Genomic DNA, 18,801 nt, shown 5'->3' with positions numbered 1-18,801 from the left:
CCATCGCGCTGTTCGGCTGCTTCCTGATCATGATCATCATCCTCGCGGTGCTGGCACTGATCGTGGTCAAAGCCCTGGCCGAGAGCCCGTGGGGGATTTTCACGGTGATGGCGACCATCCCGATCGCGATGTTCATGGGCATCTACATGCGCTACATCCGTCCGGGTCGCATCGGTGAAATCTCCGTCATTGGCGTGTTGCTGCTGCTGGGCTCGATCTGGTTGGGCGGACAGATTGCTGCGGACCCGGAGTGGGCCAAGGCCTTTACCTTCACCGGTGTACAGATCACCTGGATGCTGATCGGTTACGGTTTCGTGGCGGCCTCGTTGCCGGTGTGGCTGATCCTGGCCCCCCGTGACTACCTCTCTACCTTCCTGAAAATCGGCACCATTGTCGGGTTGGCGATCGGTATCCTGATCACCATGCCCGAGCTGAAAATGCCGGCCCTGACCCAGTTCGTCGATGGCACTGGCCCGGTATGGAAGGGCGGTCTGTTCCCGTTCCTGTTCATCACCATCGCCTGTGGCGCGGTCTCCGGTTTCCACGCGCTGATCTCCTCCGGTACTACCCCGAAACTGCTCGATAACGAGGTCAACGCCCGTTATATCGGCTACGGCGGCATGCTGATGGAATCCTTCGTGGCGATCATGGCCATGGTCGCCGCTTCGGTGATCGAGCCAGGCGTGTACTTCGCCATGAACAGCCCGCCGGCGGTGGTTGGCGGTGATGTGGTGGCGGTAGCGCAAGCGGTCAGCAACTGGGGCTTCGCGATCACGCCTGAGGCGCTGCAAGCGGTGGCCAAGGATATCGGCGAGACCACCATCCTGGCCCGTGCCGGCGGTGCGCCGACCCTGGCGGTGGGTATCGCGCAGATCCTGCACAGTGTGTTGCCGGGTGAGAACACCATGGCGTTCTGGTACCACTTCGCGATTCTGTTCGAAGCGCTGTTCATCCTCACCGCCGTCGACGCCGGTACCCGTGCTGGTCGCTTCATGCTGCAGGACTTGCTCGGCTCCTTCGTCCCAGCACTGAAACGCACCGAATCCTGGGCTGCCAACTTCATTGCCACCGCCGGTTGTGTGGCCATGTGGGGCTGGCTGTTGTACCAGGGCGTGATCGATCCGCTGGGCGGCATCAACACCTTGTGGCCGCTGTTCGGCATCTCCAACCAGATGCTGGCCGGTATCGCGCTGATGCTCGGCACCGTCGTGTTGATCAAAATGAAACGCCAGCGTTACGTGTGGGTGACCATGCTGCCAGCCGTCTGGCTGCTGATCTGCACCACCACCGCTGGCTTCATCAAGCTGTTCGACGCCAACCCGGCGATCGGCTTCCTGTCGCTGGCCAAGAAATACAGCGATGCCCTGGCCAATGGTCAGATCCTCGCCCCGGCCAAGGACATCACGCAGATGCAGCACGTGATCTTCAACGCCTACACCAACGCAACGCTGACGGCGCTGTTCCTGTTCGTGGTGTTCAGCATCCTGTTCTATGCGCTCAAGGTGGGTATTGCCTCCTGGGGTAAAAAAGAACGCACGGATAAAGAATCGCCCTTCCAGGCGCTGCCGGATGCTTGATCGAGGAATACAGCATGTTCAATGACCTGAGTCGCCTCGGTAAATACCTCGGTCAGGCCGCGCGCCTGATGGTCGGCATGCCCGACTACGACAACTACGTCGAGCACATGCAAAGCAAACACCCGGACAAACCGGTGATGAGCTATGAGGCGTTCTTCCGCGAACGCCAGGAAGCCCGTTACGGTGGCAAGGGTGGGCCCAAGTGCTGTTAGGCTGACGCAATACCCTGTAGGAGCGAGCCCTGCTCGCGATGAACGCAAGGACAACGCGTGTAATCAGACTGCACGCGTTATCGTTGACGTCCATCGCGAGCGGGGCTCGCTCCTACAATTGTTTTGTGCCGATGCTTTAATCATGTGAATCAGGAGATCCAGTTTGTCCTCCCCCATCCCCGTCACCATCCTCAGCGGCTTCCTCGGCGCCGGCAAAACCACGTTGCTGCGCCACCTGCTCAAAGCCGAGCACGGCCTGAAAATCGCCGTGATCGAAAACGAATTCAGTGACGCCGGCATCGACACCCAACTGTTGGGTGATGACCCGGTGCAAGTGATGACGCTGTCCAACGGCTGCGTCTGCTGCACCATCCACACCGACCTGACCAAGGCCCTGTACCTGCTGCTCGAACGCCTGGACAGCGGTGAAATCGCCTTCGACCGTCTGGTGATCGAATGCACCGGCCTGGCCGATCCGGCACCGGTGGCGCAAACCTTTTTCATCGATGAGGAGTTGCGCGAGCGCTACCTCCTCGATGGCATCATCACCCTGGTGGACGCGGCGCATGCCGATCTTCACCTGACCCAGACCATCGCCCAGGCCCAGATCGGTTTCGCCGACCGTTTACTGGTGAGCAAGCGCGACCTGGTCGATGAGCCAACCTTCGCCGCATTGAGCGATCGCCTGACCCGCATCAACCGCCGCGCGCCGATTCGGGTGGTCGACCATGGCAAGATCGATCTGGCCGAACTGCTCGATGTGCGTGGTTTCAATCTCAATGCCGACCTGGGCGGGGGCGTGAGCTTGCGCCCGGTCACCCAGGCACCTTCCATCGACCGTATTTCCAGCCTGGTGCTGCGCACCGACAAGCCGCTGGATATCGATAAACTCAGCGAGTTCATGAACGAACTGCTGGAAGACCATGGCAAGCAATTGCTGCGTTACAAGGGTGTGTTGAACATTCTTGGCGAGCCGCGGCGCATGGTGTTTCAGGGCGTGCTCAAACTGTATGGTTTCGACTGGGACACGGAATGGGCGGACGACGAAGCGCGTGAAAGCGTGATCGTGTTCATCGCAGATGATTTGCCAGAAGAGAAGATTCGCGAGGGGTTTGCGCGGGTTGCAGCCGATTAAGGCTGAAGATTTTCAGCGCCCTTGAGACTGCTTTCGCGAGCAGGCTCGCTCCCACATTTAGAATGCATTCCCCTGTGGGAGCGAGCCTGCTCGCGAAGGGGATCTACCCGGCAACACGATTCTTGCCAGGAATGGGTAACGGGTTAAGCAACATATCCTCCAGATCATCCAGATACCCGCTCAGCAATGCCTCCGCTTTCAGGGCATCTTCATGCGCCACTGCGGTTACGATCTCTTCATGCACCTGCCAGGCGCAATAGTCCTGCACCCGCACATCAAACTGCGCAATCGCTAGCGATGTCAGCGGCACCAGGCTGCCAAGAAAATGCGCTAACGGTGCATTTCCTGCCATCTGCGCCAACTGCAGATGAAATTCCCCTGACAATCGAATCGCCCGACCCTGCTCGGTGCATTGACGCTGGCTTTCGACGAGCGTGCGCAGTCGCTTCAAGTCCTGAGGGTGCGGCTGTCGACAGGCCAGGTGTGCCAGCGTGATTTCGGTCAATCGCCGGGCATGCAGCGTCTGCCGGGTTTGTTCGACATCGGGCGCGGCGACGCGGGGGCGATGGTTGATGCGCAGGACGATGATCTGTTGATGGGAGAGTTGGTTCAGCACGCCACGCATGTCACTGCGGCGAACGCTGAACATCTGCGCCAGGCTTTCCTCGGTAAAGCGACTGCCTGCATGGATTCGCTGTTCGAGAATGGCGTCGAAGACCCGCGAATACAGATCATCCACCGCCGGGGAAAAGGGCAGGGCAACTAGAGTTTGCGGTGAAGCGAAGCTGTTCATGGCCTGTCTCCGGTTCGAAAAGGGGGGTCAACTGCCGAAGTTGTCTTCCGGGATGTTCAACTCGATGCCCATGCGCTTGCCTTCGCGCAGGATGTGCCGACGCATTTCGGCGCTGGCCTGAGCGCTGTTCTTGCTGCGGATCGCCCGCACTACCGCTTCGTTTTCTTCCAGGCGCTCGGCCAGATGTTCCGGAGAATTGCGCAGTACCTCGGCGCTCTGTTTGAGGGCATTGCTGGTTTGCTGCACCACACTCTGGAAGATCGGGTTCGACGTCAGGGTGAACAGCTCTTCGTGGAAAGCGATGTAGGCGTTCACTCCGGCTTCGCTGTCGTTGGCTTCCAGCGCTTCACGCATGTCCATCAGGGTCAGGCGCAGTTGCCCGACTTCCTTGCTACTGATCGATTGCGCCACCAGGCCGACAATGAACGGTTCGAGGGTGTAGCGCAGTTGCAGCACATCTTCCAGGCTCGCAGCAGCCATCGCGTTGTCCTGGGTCTGGCTGTCGCCGGGACTGGCCTCCAATACCACCACGCCTTTTCCCGGCATGGAACGCACGAGCCCGAGCGTTTCCAGCACGATCACGGCTTCACGCAGGCTTGGTCGGCTGATACCCAGTTGCTCGGCCAGTTCCCGTTGCCCCGGCAGCATGTCACCGGAGCGCCACTGACCGCGGGCCAAAGCGGCGCGGAGTTTTTCCACGACTGAATTTACAACGGTCGACGAGGTAATCACTGTTCGCTCCATGAGCATCGAAAAGTAGTGAAGGTGTGCCAGCCGCCGGGGCTGGCACACCGTTGAGTCAGAATTCCTGCTGATGTGCCGGTACGACCGGTTTTCGCGGCTGGAAGGTATAACCCACCTGACCGGAAAGTACCTTGTTCGCCCGTTGCACATCGATATCCTTTTCCCAGCGGGCAATGGCTACGGTTGCCACGCAGTTGCCGATCAGGTTGGTCAGCGCCCGGCCGATGCCCATGAACCAGTCCACCGCCAGCACCAGCACCAGGCCCACCACCGGAATCGCCGGAATCGCTGTCAGGGTGGCCGCGAGAATCACCAACGCCGAGCCCGGAATACCGTGCGCCCCTTTGGAGGTGATCAGCGAGACCAACAGAATCGTCAGCAGGTCGGTCATCGCCAGTGGCGTGCCGGTGGCATTGGCGATGAACACAATGGCCAGCGTCAGGTAGATCGAGAAACCGTCGAGGTTGAACGAATAGCCGGTGGGGATCACCAGCCCGACTGTCGAACTGCCGATGCCCAGATGCTCAAGCTTGCGCATGATTTGTGGCAGCACGGCATCGGACGAAGCGGTGCCCATGACGATGAGCAATTCTTCGCGCAGGTATTTGAGCAGCGGCCACATCTTCAGGCCGGACAGGCGCATCACCAGGCCGAGAATCAGCGCCACGAACGCTACGCAGGTCAGGTAGAACAAGCCGACCAGACTGCCCAGGTGTTGCAGTGAGTCCAGGCCATATTTGCTGGTGGTGAAGGCGATTGCGCCAAACACGCCAATCGGTGCCAGGCGCACGATCATGCCCATGATGCGGAAGATCACGTGACTCAGTTCATTGATCAGTCGCGAAATGCCCGAAGCTGCTTCGCCCACCAGATTCAGCGCACTGCCGAACAGTACCGAAAAGAGCAGGACTTGCAGAATGTTGTTGTCGGCAAAGGCGCCGATCACTGACGTTGGGATCAGGTCCATCAGGAACTGAGTGGTGGTGTGCATGTGCTGGCCACGCTGGGCGATATCGCCCATGTCGGCAGCCGAGAGCTGATCCAGATGAATGTTCGCGCCACTACCAATGCCGGTCGTGAAGGCGAACACCAGTCCGATCACCAGGGCAATGGTGGTCAGCACCTCGAAGTAGATCACCGATTTCAGGCCGATGCGTCCGACCTTCTTCAGGTCGCCGGCCCCACTGATTCCGCTGACTACCACGCAGAACACGATCAGGCCGATGAGCATCTTGATCAGTTTGATGAAGCCGTCGCCCAGGGGTTTGAGTTGAGCGGAATATTCGGGAAGGGTCAGCCCACAGACGATGCCGAGCATCAGTCCGAGAACCACTTGGAGGAAAATTGAACGCGAGCACCATTTGAGCATGGGAGGAATCCTGGTCGGTGTCCTGGCTTCCGTGCGCAGGGCGCATCAGATTCGGGACTTAATTATTGTGGTCTTACCGGTATGTCCAGTGCAGGCGCAGTCTAGTCCCTGTTTTCTCGGGATCGCAAGTGGAAAACGAAAAATTGGCATGACCGGTCTGACCAGTGGTGGATTGCCTTGCACCTTTTCCATGCCTGAAAAAAAACGGGCGAGACGGTCAGTCGTCGCCCGCTGATGACAGAGTCACTGCATCAGATCTCGTCGGGATAATCGATGTAGGGTGCGTTTCTTTCCAGAATTTTCAGGCTAAAAACCAAAGGCACTCCACCATTGTCAGCGACATAGTGATAGGGAGATCCACGGACTGTTTGCATATGTATCAGTCCCGAGTGTCTGGCTTTCAAGTAAATGCATGCTGCGTCATTGTTGAAGTTATCAAGATTGACGGTTTCGCCGTTGTTATTTAACAAATGAAAGGTTGTTGATCTTTTTGGCGAGAATGCTCCGATCAAGCCTTCGTCACTTGAGCCGAGGCATTTTCCGTAGTGTGGGCCCGGTGTGCGGTTATAAAGGATGTAGCCGAATTGGGTATGTCTGAAGTAAAGCACTAAGTAAGAGTTGGAGTCAGTGCGTGCGCCAGGACGTAATCCAAGAAAATGTGAGTGATCCTGATGTTGGGGGCGTCCGGTAAAAAAACCACCACTGATGAATGTAGGTGCCACTAGGATTCGTTTATCGTGTAGCACGTCGAGGAAGTGCAATGGACTGTTGTCGGTACCTAGGGTCGCAATGAAAGATTTTTGTCGATCTGTGCTCATGAAAAGCTACCTGCTGGGCTCATCGAGCCGCACCGCGACTGCCTACAGAGGTTTTGCCGCGTATGGTCAGGGGGCGACCATCCTTGATTGATCCTGAGGTGCGCGGTATGCGAAGTACTCATGGTTGCATCAACTGACCATGGATCATCGTCGAGTTGTTTTGTGTGGAAGGGTTTTCCGTAGGTTAATTCAGAAAGATGCAAGTTGCCGTAGTTGGTTTTTAGAGTTGCGACAAGAGAGTGCTCTTTGTTTTGGCTCATGATGGATACTCCCGCTTGCTGGGTTTAATGGATTTATAGTGCCGGGATCGACTCGCTATAAAGCTAGCAGTGGGCGGGTTTTAATTAAAAGTTGTTAAGGGTGTTTTGATGTGTCAACGGTTTTGCATGGCGTTAGTGTGGCGTTGTAAATAATGTGAGGTCTGCGGGCAATAAAAAACCCGGCCAGTTTGGCCGGGTTTTTTATTAGCTTTCTACTATCAAGCGCCGTATACCGGCAGCTTCTTGCAGATGGCTTTCACTTTCTCGCGAACGGCGTCGATGACCGCTTCGTTGTTCAGGTCATCCGGGATGTCGCAGATCCAGCCAGCCAGTTCCTTGCACACACACACACACAACACGATCAAGCCATGAGCATCTTGATCACTCGTCGCCGGGGGATATTGGGGATGGCACCAGTCCGAGAACTGCTTTAAGGAATATCGAACGCGAGCACCCTCTGAGCAGGGAGAAATCCTGGTCGGTATGGCCAAGGATCGCTGTAACGCTCAAAGGGATATCGTCAACAAGCAGCATCATAAATGGGTGGTGTTGAGCATTCATGGTGATCAGTTTGTAAAAGGATATATATGATCGCAAATTTTGACTGATCCAAGTGCTATGGCACAAATTAATTGCGGATCCGGGTTTGTAGTATTCAGGAAATAATCTGGTGTTTGGTGGTGTTGCCTTTGCTTGACGCTGGAGTGCCTGAGGTTTACAAAATGTTCAGGCGATAAAGTCTGCTCTGTTTGATGCTGTTTGCGGTGGTTGTATGTGGAGGGTTGTTAGCATTTGGTTTCATTTAAAGAGAGATGGAAGTCGCTGGTCAATGCTAGTTTTGATTCTCGCCAACCAAGGCGACCACTATTTATCAGGAGACACTCAATGCAAGAAATTATTTTGGATCTATCCGGTGATCTGGGTGCGGAATTCCAGTCCTATGTGCGTTCTGGTAACACCATTGTTGCAGCGGAAATTGGTTGTGAGACCACTGTAAGCTGCTCGACCTTAGGATGCACATTCAGCTGCTGCATTCCTTAAAAATGCAAGGCGGGCCAAGGCCCGCCTTGTTTCTAAAGGGTGTCCGGTATTGAACAGTCTTCTGAATGTCGAGTGAATATTATGAGCGCAGCAGCAACGGTGCAAGAATATGACGCGCTGAGCAAAATGATTGAGCTTTTACACAAGGATGATAATGCGGTTCGGCTTCACTTTGGTGTCGATCGCCAAGCGTTGTTAGAGAAGTATCGTTGTTTTATGTCGGGTTGTATTGAAGAAGGTTCGGCGGGTGAGTCGATTGAGATAAAAATAAAAAAAATGGTTTCATTGCCGTTGGAAGGTGCTTCGGGGCAAGTTGTATTTGGAAGGTTTTATGCCCGCTGCTACGTTTATTTGAAATATGTTTTTGAACATCACCTTGAACACAATTCCATTTGTGAATGGATTGATATGGATTCTTTTCTGCCCAGTATTCGCTCTCACGTGACTTTGCTGATAAAAAGTCTGGCGGAGAAATCGCTGGTTCATCATCTGAATAGCCGGATAGCTGACGGCGCGGACCTGGATCCAGAAACTGTTGATCAGGAACTGGCAGGTGTGGGGCTGGCTCAATTCCTGGCATCGTATCCGGTACTGGCACGTTTGCTGATAGAACGGATCGAAGACACGGTGGCGTACCTGTATAAAATCCTCAATTGTTTTGCCGAGGATTTTCAACAACTCAATAGCACTTTTTCCATTTCCAGCAGGCGAGTCGGTGCGATCTCCTTGGGGCTCGGAGATGCTCATGCCAACGGCGAAACAGTTTGTTGCGTGCAGATCGGCAATCAGGAACTGATTTTCAAACCAAGAAGCAATCGTGAAGCGTTGTTTTACGGTGCAGTGCTAGAGCAACTGCGAACGCAGACTGGAAACAGCTGCTTCGCCGTCCACGCCCCTCTAATGGTTTCCTTGGAAGAACACTGTTGGATCGAAAAAATCGAAAACGTGCCCTGCGAAACGGAAAGTGAGTTGTTGCTCTTCTTCCAGCGTTTTGGGGCCCAGGTCGCAGTGATTCATGCTTTGAACGGTATCGACTTCCATTATGAAAACATCATTGCCTATGGCAGCAGCCCGGTAATGATTGATCTGGAGTGCCTGTTTACTCCAGCCATGGTCGACTTGAAGGTAGATGTACCTCATGGCCGTGCGCTATTCAAAATCATCAAACTCAACAGCCAGTCGGTGTTTACAACAGGTGTTGTCCCTAATTCAGCAGGCTCGGGTGATGACCAAAGTGGCTTGAGTCGGCAGCAGCAGTTCGTCGCCATCAGAAAACTGCTTGTGCTTGAGGATGGTTTTTATCGCTTGAAGTCGAATGAAGTCAATAATCGTCCACTCATGCGACACCTCCCCATTTTTGGAGGCGAGGCGTATTCGGTCACTGATTACCAGCACGCGTTTTTCTACGGTTTCGAGCTGGGTTACGATGAAGTCGTTAACCGCCGAGATGCAATCCTCGAATTGCTGGAAAGGCATGCCGAAGGGTTGAAGTCCCGAGTATTGATCAAGAATACCCAACGCTATACCGATTTCATCGCCATGATGACTCATCCGCGATTTACGCAATGCCAGCTGAAGTTTGAATTGCTATTGGCAACGTTGTGGTCCGATGTCGGTGACACGCTCAATGAGCTCGACATTCCAAGGCACGAGATCAATGATCTAAAGAAGGCCAATTTCCCACGATTCACTCAATCCTTACTGTCTGACCAGTTGCTCAATGCACAGGGGCGGACTGTTGCTCTTTTGCCGATTGAACGTCCTTTTGAGAGTTGCCGGCGCAAACTGGAAATGCTATCGCCCAAAGACAAAGCGTTTCAGATTCACATATTGCAGGCGTGTCTGTTGCCTGGAGCCAGGGAATCACTTAATCGAAGCCATCAACTTGTAGCCGTACCTGAGCTTGACCGTGCGCAGTTTCTCGACGGCGCCATGCGTATTGCCGGGATCATTGAAAAAAATCGCATAGAAGGCGAGGAGGGCGATGTTGGTTGGACATTCATGGATACGCATCCGCAAACCAAACGCAATTTCATAACGTACATGGGTAACAGCTTGTACAACGGTATGGGAGGGCTGGCGATTTTCTACTTGAGTCTGTTCCGGGTCAGTGGGGCGACGCGCCACCGGGATGAGGCCGAGCGAATTCTATATTCGATCAGCCAATGCCAAGACCATTTCCCAAACAAGCTGGCAGTCAGCGCGTATTTCGGACTGACATCTTACTTATACGTGTTGGTCAATTATGAGCTTATGACTGGCCGTCAGACCTACCAGTCGACTGTCGAAGAGCTGTTGCGGAAATTGGCGGATTTTCCACGAGAAGACGATGAGTTCGATTTCATTCTGGGCTGGTGCGGCGTCCTGACCATTCTTGTGAATCTTTATCAGCTTGAAAAGCGTGAGACGCTGCTTCCCTTGATCGAAAAATTTTCACAGGCCATCCAATCGGCATTGACGCTAGACAATGAATTTCTGCGGCTAAAGGCAACGGGGAAACCGTTATGGACCGGTTTTTCTCATGGTATTTCCGGGGTTTTACTCGCAATGGGCAAGGCATGGGAGGCAACGAAAGCTCCGCTGCTTGCCGAGCTGATTACAAAATGGTTGCAGGCAGAGAATCGCCTCACAGTCGATGGTTTCTGGCTTGATCTGCGGGAAAACACGCCATCTGCAGTCTCCATGAAGTGGTGCCATGGCGACGGTGGCATTCTTCTCTCCCGGCGTTGGTTGACTCAATCGATGAATGGCGCATTGAACGCTGAAACCCGATCAGTACTCGAGCAGGATGCTGAGCGCTGCGAGCGTCATCTCTGGGAGCAGGGGCTGGGGTCTGGTTACAGCCTGTGCCATGGGGATTTTGGCAACCTGATGTGCCTGCTTAAGCTCTATCGCGAGACAAACAATAAGCAGGGTATTGCGAGGGTCAATCGAGCGCTTTCCCAAGTAGCTCATAATTTCTTCAATGAAGACTTTCTGGATGAACGCAACATTCCCGACCTGGGCATGATGCTTGGAATCACAGGGGTTGGTCAGGCTCTACTGCAGGCTGTGGATGCCGGTTTACCGGATGTGCTGTCGCTGGAATTCGCGAGACCGATACAACCTGAACGGCCCAAAGCCGAATAAAAAAAACCGGCCATCACTGGCCGGTTTTTTATTGTTGCGGTTCAGCGCTGCAATTAGGCGCCGTATACCGGCAGCTTCTTGCAGATGGCTTTCACTTTCTCGCGAACGGCGTCGATGACCGCTTCGTTGTTCAGGTCAGCCAGGATGTCGCAGATCCAGCCAGCCAGTTCCTTGCACTCTGCTTCCTTGAAGCCGCGAGTGGTCACAGCCGGAGTACCGAAGCGCAGGCCGGAGGTGACGAACGGGGAGCGTGGGTCGTTTGGCACGGAGTTCTTGTTCACGGTAATGAAGGCCTTGCCCAGAGCGGCGTCGGCGTCTTTACCGGAGATTTCCTGCTTGATCAGCGACAGCAGGAACAGGTGGTTCTCAGTACCGCCGGAAACCACGTCGAAACCGCGCTCGATGAACACACTGGCCATGGCCTGGGCGTTTTTCACCACTTGTTGCTGGTAAGCCTTGAACTCAGGCTGCAGCGCTTCCTTGAAGCAGATCGCCTTGGCGGCGATCACGTGCTCCAGCGGGCCACCCTGGGCGCCCGGGAATACCGCGGAGTTCAGCTTCTTCTCGATGTCGGCGTTGGCGCGAGCCAGGATCAGGCCGCCACGTGGACCGCGCAGGGTCTTGTGGGTGGTGGTGGTCACGACGTCAGCGAATGGAACCGGGTTCGGGTAGACGCCAGCGGCGACCAGACCGGCCACGTGGGCCATGTCGACGAACAGGTAGGCGCCAACCTTGTCAGCGATAGCACGGAAGCGCGGGAAGTCCAGGATCTGCGAGTAGGCAGAGAAACCGGCCACGATCATTTTTGGCTTGTGTTCAACGGCCAGGCGCTCGACTTCGTCGTAGTCGATCAGACCGTTGGCGTCGATGCCGTATTGGATGGCGTTGTACAGCTTGCCGGAGGACGAAACGCTGGCGCCGTGGGTCAGGTGACCGCCGTGTGCCAGGCTCATGCCCAGGATGGTGTCGCCAGCCGACAGCAGGGCCAGGTAAACGGCGCTGTTGGCTTGGGAGCCGGCGTGCGGCTGAACGTTGGCGTAATCGGCGCCGAACAGTTCTTTTGCACGGTCGATGGCCAGTTGCTCAACCACGTCGACGTACTCGCAACCACCGTAGTAGCGCTTGCCCGGGTAGCCTTCGGCGTACTTGTTGGTCAGTACCGAGCCTTGAGCTTCCATCACCGCAGGGCTGGTGTAGTTTTCCGAAGCGATCAGCTCAATGTGCTCTTCCTGGCGCTGAGCTTCTTGCTCCATGGCGGCAAAGAGATCGGCGTCGTACTTGGCAATAGTCAAATCACGGCTGAACATGGCGGTCCTCAAGGATCGGGGGCAGAAAAGGGGGGCATTCTACCCCATCGGGTTTTGGAAGGCATATGAAAGGACATCATGTCGCGGACAAGTGGTGTTCATGCGGGGATTGGCGGTGATCGTGCCGCCCTCTTCGCGAGCAGGCTCGCTCCCACAGTGGATCTTCAGTGCTCACAAATCTCGTGTACACCCAAAAATGTGGGAGCGAGCCTGCTCGCGAAGGGCCGTCAGCCTCCCCGTCAGGCTTCAGTCGAACACGAACAGCGCATCATTGCTGAACTGCACTTCGAACTTGTCCGCCGGCATCGGGCGGCCGAACAGGTAGCCCTGAACCTCGTCGCAGCCGTGCTCCCTGAGGAAATCGAGCTGCTCATGGGTTTCCACACCCTCGGCGATCACCGCCAGGTTGAGGCTGTGGGCCATGGCGATGATCGCTCGGGCGATCTGCGCATCCTGTTCGCCCGACGGCAGGCCGTCGACGAAGGTGCGGTCGATTTTCAGGACGTCGATCGGGAACTGCTTGAGGTAGTTGAGCGATGAGTAACCCGTACCGAAGTCGTCGACCGCAATGCTCAGGCCGAGGTTCTTCAGTCCGTCAAGAATCTGCATGGCTTCGCTGACTTCGCGCATCAGGATACTTTCGGTCAGCTCAAGCTCCAGGCACGCCGGCGGCAGGCCGGTGTCCTTGAGGATGGTGGCAATCCGCGTGCCGAGTTGGCCATCGGAAAACTGCCGCGCCGAAATGTTCACCGACACCTTGGGTACCCGCACTTTGGCCAGGTGCCAGGCCTTGAGTTGACGGCAAGCCTCGCTGATCACCCAGTCGCCTACATCCACCACCAGGCCCAGTTCTTCAAGCACCGGAATGAAATCTCCCGGAGGAACGAGGCCGCGGCGCGGATGACGCCAGCGCAACAGCGCTTCGGCACCGGTTAAGCGTTTGCCGTCACCGCTGAATTGCGGCTGGTAAAACAGCACGAACTCGTTCTGTTCCAGGGCATGACGCAAGTCGCTTTCCAGCTCCAGGCGTTCCAGGGCACTGGCGTTCATGTCCGCCTGATAGAACTGGAAGTTGTTCTTGCCGCGCTCTTTGGCGTGGTACATCGCGGTGTCGGCGTTTTTCATCAACTGGCTGAGTTCATTGCCGTCCTGCGGGCTCAGGGCGATGCCGATACTGGCGGTGACGAAGAACTCGCGGCCTTCGAGCACGAACGGTTTCACCAGGCTGGCGAGAATCTGTTCCGCCACGTGAATCGCCCGGGTCAAGGCGATTTCACGGTTGGCCCGCGGTTGCAGGAGCAAGGTGAACTCGTCGCCGCCCATGCGTGCCACGGTGTCGTCATCGTCGACGCATCCGAGCAGGCGCGTGGCCATTTCCTTGAGCATGCGGTCGCCGGCAGCGTGGCCCAGGGAGTCGTTGATCGGCTTGAACCGGTCGAGGTCGAGGAACATCAGCACCACCCAGGACTTCTGCCGCTCGGCCGCCTGCAGCGCCGTGTGCAGGCGATCCTGGAACAACGTGCGGTTGGGCAGGTGCGTCAGGGCGTCGTAATAGGCGAGGCGGTGAATCCGTTGCTCACTGGCCTTGCGCTCGCTGATGTCGCTGAAAAAACAGACGTAACTGGCCAGGTCGCCTTCATCGTCCAGCACCGCAGTAATGCCGACCCAGGCCGGGTAGTGCTCGCCATTGCGTCGTTTGAGCCAGACTTCGCCTTCCCAGGTACTGTTCTGGTTCAGTTGCTTGAGCACGTAGCGCAGATGGGCTTCCTGCGCCTCATCGACGGTCAGCATGTTCGGCAACTGGTCGAGCACCTGTTCCACGGCATAACCGCTGACGCGGCTGAAGGCTTCGTTGGCCTGGACAATATAGCCCGCCGGGTCGGTGATCAGGATCGCCGAGGTCGAGTGCTCGAATACCGTGGCGGCCATGCGCAGGTCTTTTTCGGCGCGGCGTTGCTGGCTGATGTCGCGACCGACACCGAGCACGCCTTCGAATGCGCCGTGCTCGTCCCAGACCAGCACCAGCCGCAGTTCGATGGGAATCTTGCGCCCGTCGGCCCGCAGGCAGTCGAACAGGAACAATTGGGTCTGCACCTGGCTGCGCAACAGTACCAGTTGGTCGGGTTGATCCAGGGCTTTGCTGACCCGCTCCATCAGGTTGTAGATGCCGGCCAGTTGCTGCGGGTTGGCAATGGTCGATTGCCAGCCGTTCTGGAAAATCCATTCGGCGTCGTAGCCCAGCACGGCTTGCACCGATGGGCTGACGTAATTGAGGGTCATGCGGTTGTCGGTGGAGAAAATCACGTCGCTGATGCTTTCGGCGAGCATCCGGTAGCGCTGTTCGCTGTCACGCAAGGACTCACTGGCTTCGATCTGCTCGGTGACGTCCTTGGCCACGCCAATGATGCGGGTGACCTGATCGTGTTTGTCCCGTGCCAGGGCCTGTTCGCGAATGTCGAAGCGCCGCCATTCGCCGTCCCGGTGACGGAAGCGCAACTGGCATTGCATCAATTGGCTGTAGCCACCTTGTCGCTGGATCTGGCGCGAACGGTGGTAGTAGTCGGCATCGTCGGGATGCAGAAGGATTTCCCAGAAGTACTCGCCCATCTGGTGCAGTTCGGTGCGGCTGTAGCCCAGCGTCTGGCCCAGGTGGTGGTTGCTGAAGATCATGCGCTGGCTGATCACGTCCTGCACGTAGAGGTGATCGGGCACGGTGCGCACCACGTCGGACCAGAACCCTTCGCGTTCTTGCAGTGACAGCTCAATCAACTTGCGGCTGGTGATATCGGTGATGCTCAGGATCACCGCTTTATAGTCTTCAGGGCTTTGTGGCAGACGCAGCACTAGCCACAGGTGCTGGTCGCGGCCATTGGCGTCCTGGAGTTTGATTTCCAGCTCAAGTTGTTCCTGCTTGTTGAATACCGCTTCGAGCACTTGATTGCCGATAGCACTGCCATCGAGCGGGTTGCCATCGACCAGCAGGTCCCAGGCCTGCCCGCTGGTATGGACGTTGAGCAGTTGCAAGGCAACCTGGTTGACTTCGGTTATACGCAGCGCTTGCAGCAATTGCCGGCGTTGTTCCGGGTCTTCGAGCCGCTCTTGCAATTGTTCGGCGCTGTGCAATCGGGCCTTGTCGAACGTGCTCTTGAGGGCGAACATGTCGAGCACGCACAACGCGACGCCCGTGCCTTCGAAAATTTCCTGATAACGCCGACGACCTTCATGCAACTGGTGCTGGCGCCGGCGCATGTTCAGCAAGACGATAAACGGCATCATGGAAAACGCCAGGCACAGCAGGCATTTGCCAATGAAGGCCGGCAGCAACTCTTCGAGCACACGCTGTCGATCGAACAGCCCGCGCAATTGCCAGTCGCTACTGCTCAGCGGAACGGTCAGCACGCTATTGCTCAGATCGTCCTGGGTCAATGTGCCCGGATTGACCATGGGCAGCGCTTCATCGCGGCTGATGATCTGGTGGTTGAAGCGGTTTTCCACCAACCATTGCGGGCGTCCGTCGGTCTCGTTCATGTTGGTCAGGGACGAAAAAAACGCCGGCTTCAGGCGCAAGGCCCAGTAACCTCGGGTGCTGCCACTGGCTTGATGCAACAGCAGGTGCACCACCGAGCCATCGATGGCATTGCTGAAATAGTGAGTCTGGGCACGACTGCGCCGGACCAGCTCGCTCAGGTAGTCGGCGTCTTCACTGTTGGTGGCGCTGTCAGTGAGGATGGTGCCGGACGGGCTGAGCAGGGCAAGGCTGGTCAGGTCGGGCAAGGACTTCTGCAGCTTGCGCAGCAGCTCCTGCTGTTCGTCGATGCTTTGCGGCTGTTCGACGATCGGCAGCAGGTTAAGGGCGATCTGCGCATTGAGCGCCATGTTCAGGCTGACTTGCGCGGCCAGATCAGCGGTGTAGTCGATGGTGTATTGACGCTGGGTTTTCTGGGTTTCGCGCAACTGGTCCAGCAACTGCCAGAACAGCAGTGCGAGCAGCAACAGTACGAGCATCGCCAACGCGCCTTTCAGGGTTCCGCGCAGGGGCGAACCGGGCGCCACTGTCGGTGCACTGGTGGTCAGGGACGGAGGGACGTTGGACAAACTTTAATCCTGCGGTATGGCTGGACTGGCGCGACGTGCACTATAAGCCGGACGCCCGAAGGGCGGCTAGCATGCCTTGAGTTGTGGCAAAGTGCCAGCCCTGCTCGGCTGGACGGCCATCTGTCATTAAGGTAGCTTTGCCGGTTACGCGGGAGCGTTCCAGCTCCTAGAATCAGACTTTTTCAGCGCACCTGTATTGATGCCTTTCAATCGGGCGGCGCGCACAGTCTGGCCAGGCATCGTCTGCGCTCTAATCATTCATCTGTCACTGACCCTAGGTTCTCCATGGCTCAATACGTATTCACCATGCATCGGCTGGGCAAAGTTGTGCCGCCGAAGCGGGAAATCCTGAAAAACATCTCCTTGTCGTTCTTTCCTGGCGCCAAGATCGGCGTGCTCGGCCTCAACGGTTCGGGTAAGTCCACGCTGCTGAAAATCATGGCCGGCGTCGACACCGAGTTCGAAGGCGAAGCCCGTCCGATGCCGGAGCTGAACATCGGTTACCTGCCGCAGGAACCACAACTGGATCCGACCAAGACCGTGCGTGAAGTGGTCGAGGAAGCCGTCAGCGTGATCAAGGACGCGCAAGCTCGCCTGGACGAGGTCTACGCCGCCTACGCTGATCCGGATGCCGACTTCGACAAGCTGGCTGCCGAACAGGCCAAACTTGAAGCCATTCTGCAGGCCAGCGACGGTCACAACCTGGAGCGCCAGCTGGAAGTCGCCGCCGATGCGCTGCGCCTGCCAGCCTGGGACGCCAAGGTCGAACACCTGTCCGGTGGTGAAAAGCGCCGTGTGGCCCTGTGCCGCCTGCTGCTGTCCGCCCCTGACATGCTGCTGCTCGACGAACCGACCAACCACCTGGACGCCGATTCTGTCGCCTGGTTGGAGCACTTCCTACACGATTTCCCGGGCACCGTGGTCGCGATCACGCACGACCGTTACTTCCTGGACAACGTCGCCGGCTGGATTCTGGAACTCGACCGCGGCGCGGGCATTCCGTACGAGGGCAACTATTCGGGTTGGCTGGAAGCCAAGTCTGATCGTCTGGCCCAGGAATCCAAGCAGCAGTCGGCTCACGAAAAAGCCATGAAGGAAGAATTGGAGTGGGTGCGCAAAGGCGCCAAGGCCCGCCAGTCCAAGTCCAAGGCTCGTCTGCAACGCTTCGAGGAAATGCAATCCCAGGAATTCCAGAAGCGCAGCGAAACCAACGAGATCTACATCCCGGCCGGTCCACGCCTGGGCGACAAGGTCATCGAATTCAAGAACGTCACCAAGGGCTACGGCGATCGCGTGCTGATCGACAACCTGTCGTTCTCCATGCCCAAAGGCGCCATCGTCGGCGTGATTGGCGGTAACGGTGCGGGTAAGTCCACACTGTTCCGCATGCTGATGGGCAAGGAAACCCCGGACTCGGGCACCATCGAAGTCGGTGAAACCGTGCAGCTCGCTTGCGTGGATCAGAGCCGCGAAGACCTGGACGGCAGCAAGACCGTGTTCCAGCAGATTTCCGACGGCTCCGACCAGATCCGCATCGGCAACTACGAGATTCCGTCGCGTACTTATGTCGGTCGCTTCAACTTCAAGGGCGGCGATCAGCAGAAGTTCGTCAAGGACCTGTCCGGTGGTGAGCGCGGTCGCCTGCACCTGGCCCTGACCCTGAAAGAGGGCGGCAACGTCCTGCTGCTCGACGAACCGTCCAACGACCTCGACGTTGAAACCCTGCGTTCCCTGGAAGAAGCCCTGCTGGACTTCCCGGGCGCCGCCATTGTGATCTCCCACGATCGGTGGTTCCTTGACCGCGTCGCGACGCACATCCTGGCGTACGAAGATGACTCGCAAGCGGTGTTCTTCGAAGGCAACTACACCGAATACGAAGCCGACCGCAAAAAGCGTCTCGGCGAAGCGGCTGCCCAGCCGCATCGTGTACGGCACAAGAAGCTGGCCTGATATGGTCAATAGCTGTAACAGGATCATGAGTCAGGGCGTAGTGTCTGACTGATGAAGGCTGGAAATAAAATCCGATGTCCAAACAGGCATCGGATTTTTTTTGTCTGTTCGAAATGGGTGTAATGAGTAAATTTTAGTTACTTATTTATTGTTTTGTTCAGATGTAAGTAGGAGGGGCGCTGGTTGTAGAGATTTTGAACTTGTCGTGTAAAGCAAATGCCGTCGTTTTTATATTGTGCAATGATTGCCGTGTTTCAATTTCTTGTTGATGCGCTATGGTGCTCGGGTAATTTATTGGCAGGCAATAAATTGCCTGAGAAACTATTTGTTATCGAAGAAATATAAAAATCAACGGCCGACGATTTTGTTTC

Annotated in this window: 12 protein-coding genes and 1 pseudogene; 5 read left to right on the top strand and 8 right to left on the bottom strand. The window is 56.5% G+C overall.

Annotated features, from left to right (window positions below):
• The 3 genes from HNQ83_RS26630 to yjiA form a co-directional block, all read left to right on the top strand.
• A partial coding sequence (locus HNQ83_RS26630) for a carbon starvation CstA family protein (RefSeq protein WP_175391829.1) occupies positions 1-1,577 on the top strand: 1,577 nt, incomplete at its 5' end.
• A 14-nt stretch (positions 1,578-1,591) separates the two neighbouring features.
• Complete coding sequence (locus tag HNQ83_RS26625; protein WP_008058222.1) at positions 1,592-1,789, top strand: YbdD/YjiX family protein; 198 nt, start codon at positions 1,592-1,594, stop codon at positions 1,787-1,789.
• A 163-nt stretch (positions 1,790-1,952) separates the two neighbouring features.
• Positions 1,953-2,924, top strand: coding sequence for a GTPase (yjiA, locus tag HNQ83_RS26620; RefSeq protein WP_175391828.1), 972 nt, complete (start codon positions 1,953-1,955; stop codon positions 2,922-2,924).
• 103 nt (positions 2,925-3,027) lie between these two features.
• Here yjiA and HNQ83_RS26615 read toward each other — a convergent pair whose 3' ends face one another.
• The 6 genes and pseudogenes from HNQ83_RS26615 to HNQ83_RS26590 all read right to left on the bottom strand — a co-directional run.
• Positions 3,028-3,717, bottom strand: a complete 690-nt coding sequence (locus HNQ83_RS26615; protein ID WP_175391827.1) for a GntR family transcriptional regulator — start codon at positions 3,715-3,717, stop codon at positions 3,028-3,030.
• Between the two features lie 27 nt (positions 3,718-3,744).
• Positions 3,745-4,449 (bottom strand): FCD domain-containing protein, encoded by a 705-nt coding sequence (locus HNQ83_RS26610; RefSeq protein WP_175391826.1) that lies wholly within the window; start codon positions 4,447-4,449, stop codon positions 3,745-3,747.
• Between the two features lie 67 nt (positions 4,450-4,516).
• Positions 4,517-5,830, bottom strand: a complete 1,314-nt coding sequence (locus HNQ83_RS26605) for a C4-dicarboxylate transporter DctA (RefSeq protein WP_175391825.1) — start codon at positions 5,828-5,830, stop codon at positions 4,517-4,519.
• Positions 5,831-6,081: 251 nt separating this feature from the next.
• Positions 6,082-6,648: a hypothetical protein gene (locus tag HNQ83_RS26600; RefSeq protein ID WP_175391824.1), complete on the bottom strand. Its 567-nt coding sequence runs from the start codon at positions 6,646-6,648 to the stop codon at positions 6,082-6,084.
• Positions 6,645-6,908: a hypothetical protein gene (locus HNQ83_RS26595; protein ID WP_175391823.1), complete on the bottom strand. Its 264-nt coding sequence runs from the start codon at positions 6,906-6,908 to the stop codon at positions 6,645-6,647. The genes HNQ83_RS26600 and HNQ83_RS26595 overlap by 4 nt, the downstream gene beginning before the upstream one ends.
• Positions 6,909-7,126: 218 nt before the next feature.
• Positions 7,127-7,249: pseudogene (locus HNQ83_RS26590) on the bottom strand (glycine hydroxymethyltransferase); the annotation flags it as partial.
• Positions 7,250-8,030: 781 nt separating this feature from the next.
• Between HNQ83_RS26590 and lanM the strand changes: the two are divergent.
• On the top strand, positions 8,031-11,078 hold the full coding sequence (lanM, locus tag HNQ83_RS26585) for a type 2 lanthipeptide synthetase LanM (RefSeq protein WP_175391822.1): 3,048 nt from the start codon (positions 8,031-8,033) through the stop codon (positions 11,076-11,078).
• A 53-nt stretch (positions 11,079-11,131) separates the two neighbouring features.
• Here the strand turns inward: lanM and glyA are convergent, their stop codons facing one another.
• Positions 11,132-12,385, bottom strand: a complete 1,254-nt coding sequence (gene glyA, locus HNQ83_RS26580; RefSeq protein WP_008022534.1) for a serine hydroxymethyltransferase — start codon at positions 12,383-12,385, stop codon at positions 11,132-11,134.
• Positions 12,386-12,631: 246 nt separating this feature from the next.
• Positions 12,632-16,390 (bottom strand): bifunctional diguanylate cyclase/phosphodiesterase, encoded by a 3,759-nt coding sequence (locus HNQ83_RS26575; protein ID WP_256669246.1) that lies wholly within the window; start codon positions 16,388-16,390, stop codon positions 12,632-12,634.
• A gap of 375 nt (positions 16,391-16,765) precedes the next feature.
• Here HNQ83_RS26575 and ettA point away from each other — a divergent pair, with 375 nt between their 5' ends.
• On the top strand, positions 16,766-18,430 hold the full coding sequence (gene ettA / locus HNQ83_RS26570) for an energy-dependent translational throttle protein EttA (protein WP_175391820.1): 1,665 nt from the start codon (positions 16,766-16,768) through the stop codon (positions 18,428-18,430).
• Positions 18,431-18,801: the final 371 nt, after the last annotated feature.

The organism is Pseudomonas sp. C2B4, assembly GCF_013359695.1.
In the GTDB taxonomy this organism is placed as follows: domain Bacteria; phylum Pseudomonadota; class Gammaproteobacteria; order Pseudomonadales; family Pseudomonadaceae; genus Aquipseudomonas.
This window is presented reverse-complemented; position numbering and strand designations above follow the sequence as displayed.

Bases quoted from the DNA above. Each gene is read 5' to 3' on its own strand.
- HNQ83_RS26575 (WP_256669246.1), bottom strand. From the start codon at position 16,390: ATGCTCGTACTGTTGCTGCTCGCACTGCTGTTCTGGCAGTTGCTGGAC.
- HNQ83_RS26600 (WP_175391824.1), bottom strand. From the start codon at position 6,648: ATGAGCACAGATCGACAAAAATCTTTCATTGCGACCCTAGGTACCGAC.
- HNQ83_RS26625 (WP_008058222.1), top strand. From the start codon at position 1,592: ATGTTCAATGACCTGAGTCGCCTCGGTAAATACCTCGGTCAGGCCGCG.
- ettA (WP_175391820.1), top strand. From the start codon at position 16,766: ATGGCTCAATACGTATTCACCATGCATCGGCTGGGCAAAGTTGTGCCG.
- lanM (WP_175391822.1), top strand. From the start codon at position 8,031: ATGAGCGCAGCAGCAACGGTGCAAGAATATGACGCGCTGAGCAAAATG.
- glyA (WP_008022534.1), bottom strand. From the start codon at position 12,385: ATGTTCAGCCGTGATTTGACTATTGCCAAGTACGACGCCGATCTCTTT.
- HNQ83_RS26595 (WP_175391823.1), bottom strand. From the start codon at position 6,908: ATGAGCCAAAACAAAGAGCACTCTCTTGTCGCAACTCTAAAAACCAAC.
- HNQ83_RS26615 (WP_175391827.1), bottom strand. From the start codon at position 3,717: ATGAACAGCTTCGCTTCACCGCAAACTCTAGTTGCCCTGCCCTTTTCC.
- HNQ83_RS26605 (WP_175391825.1), bottom strand. From the start codon at position 5,830: ATGCTCAAATGGTGCTCGCGTTCAATTTTCCTCCAAGTGGTTCTCGGA.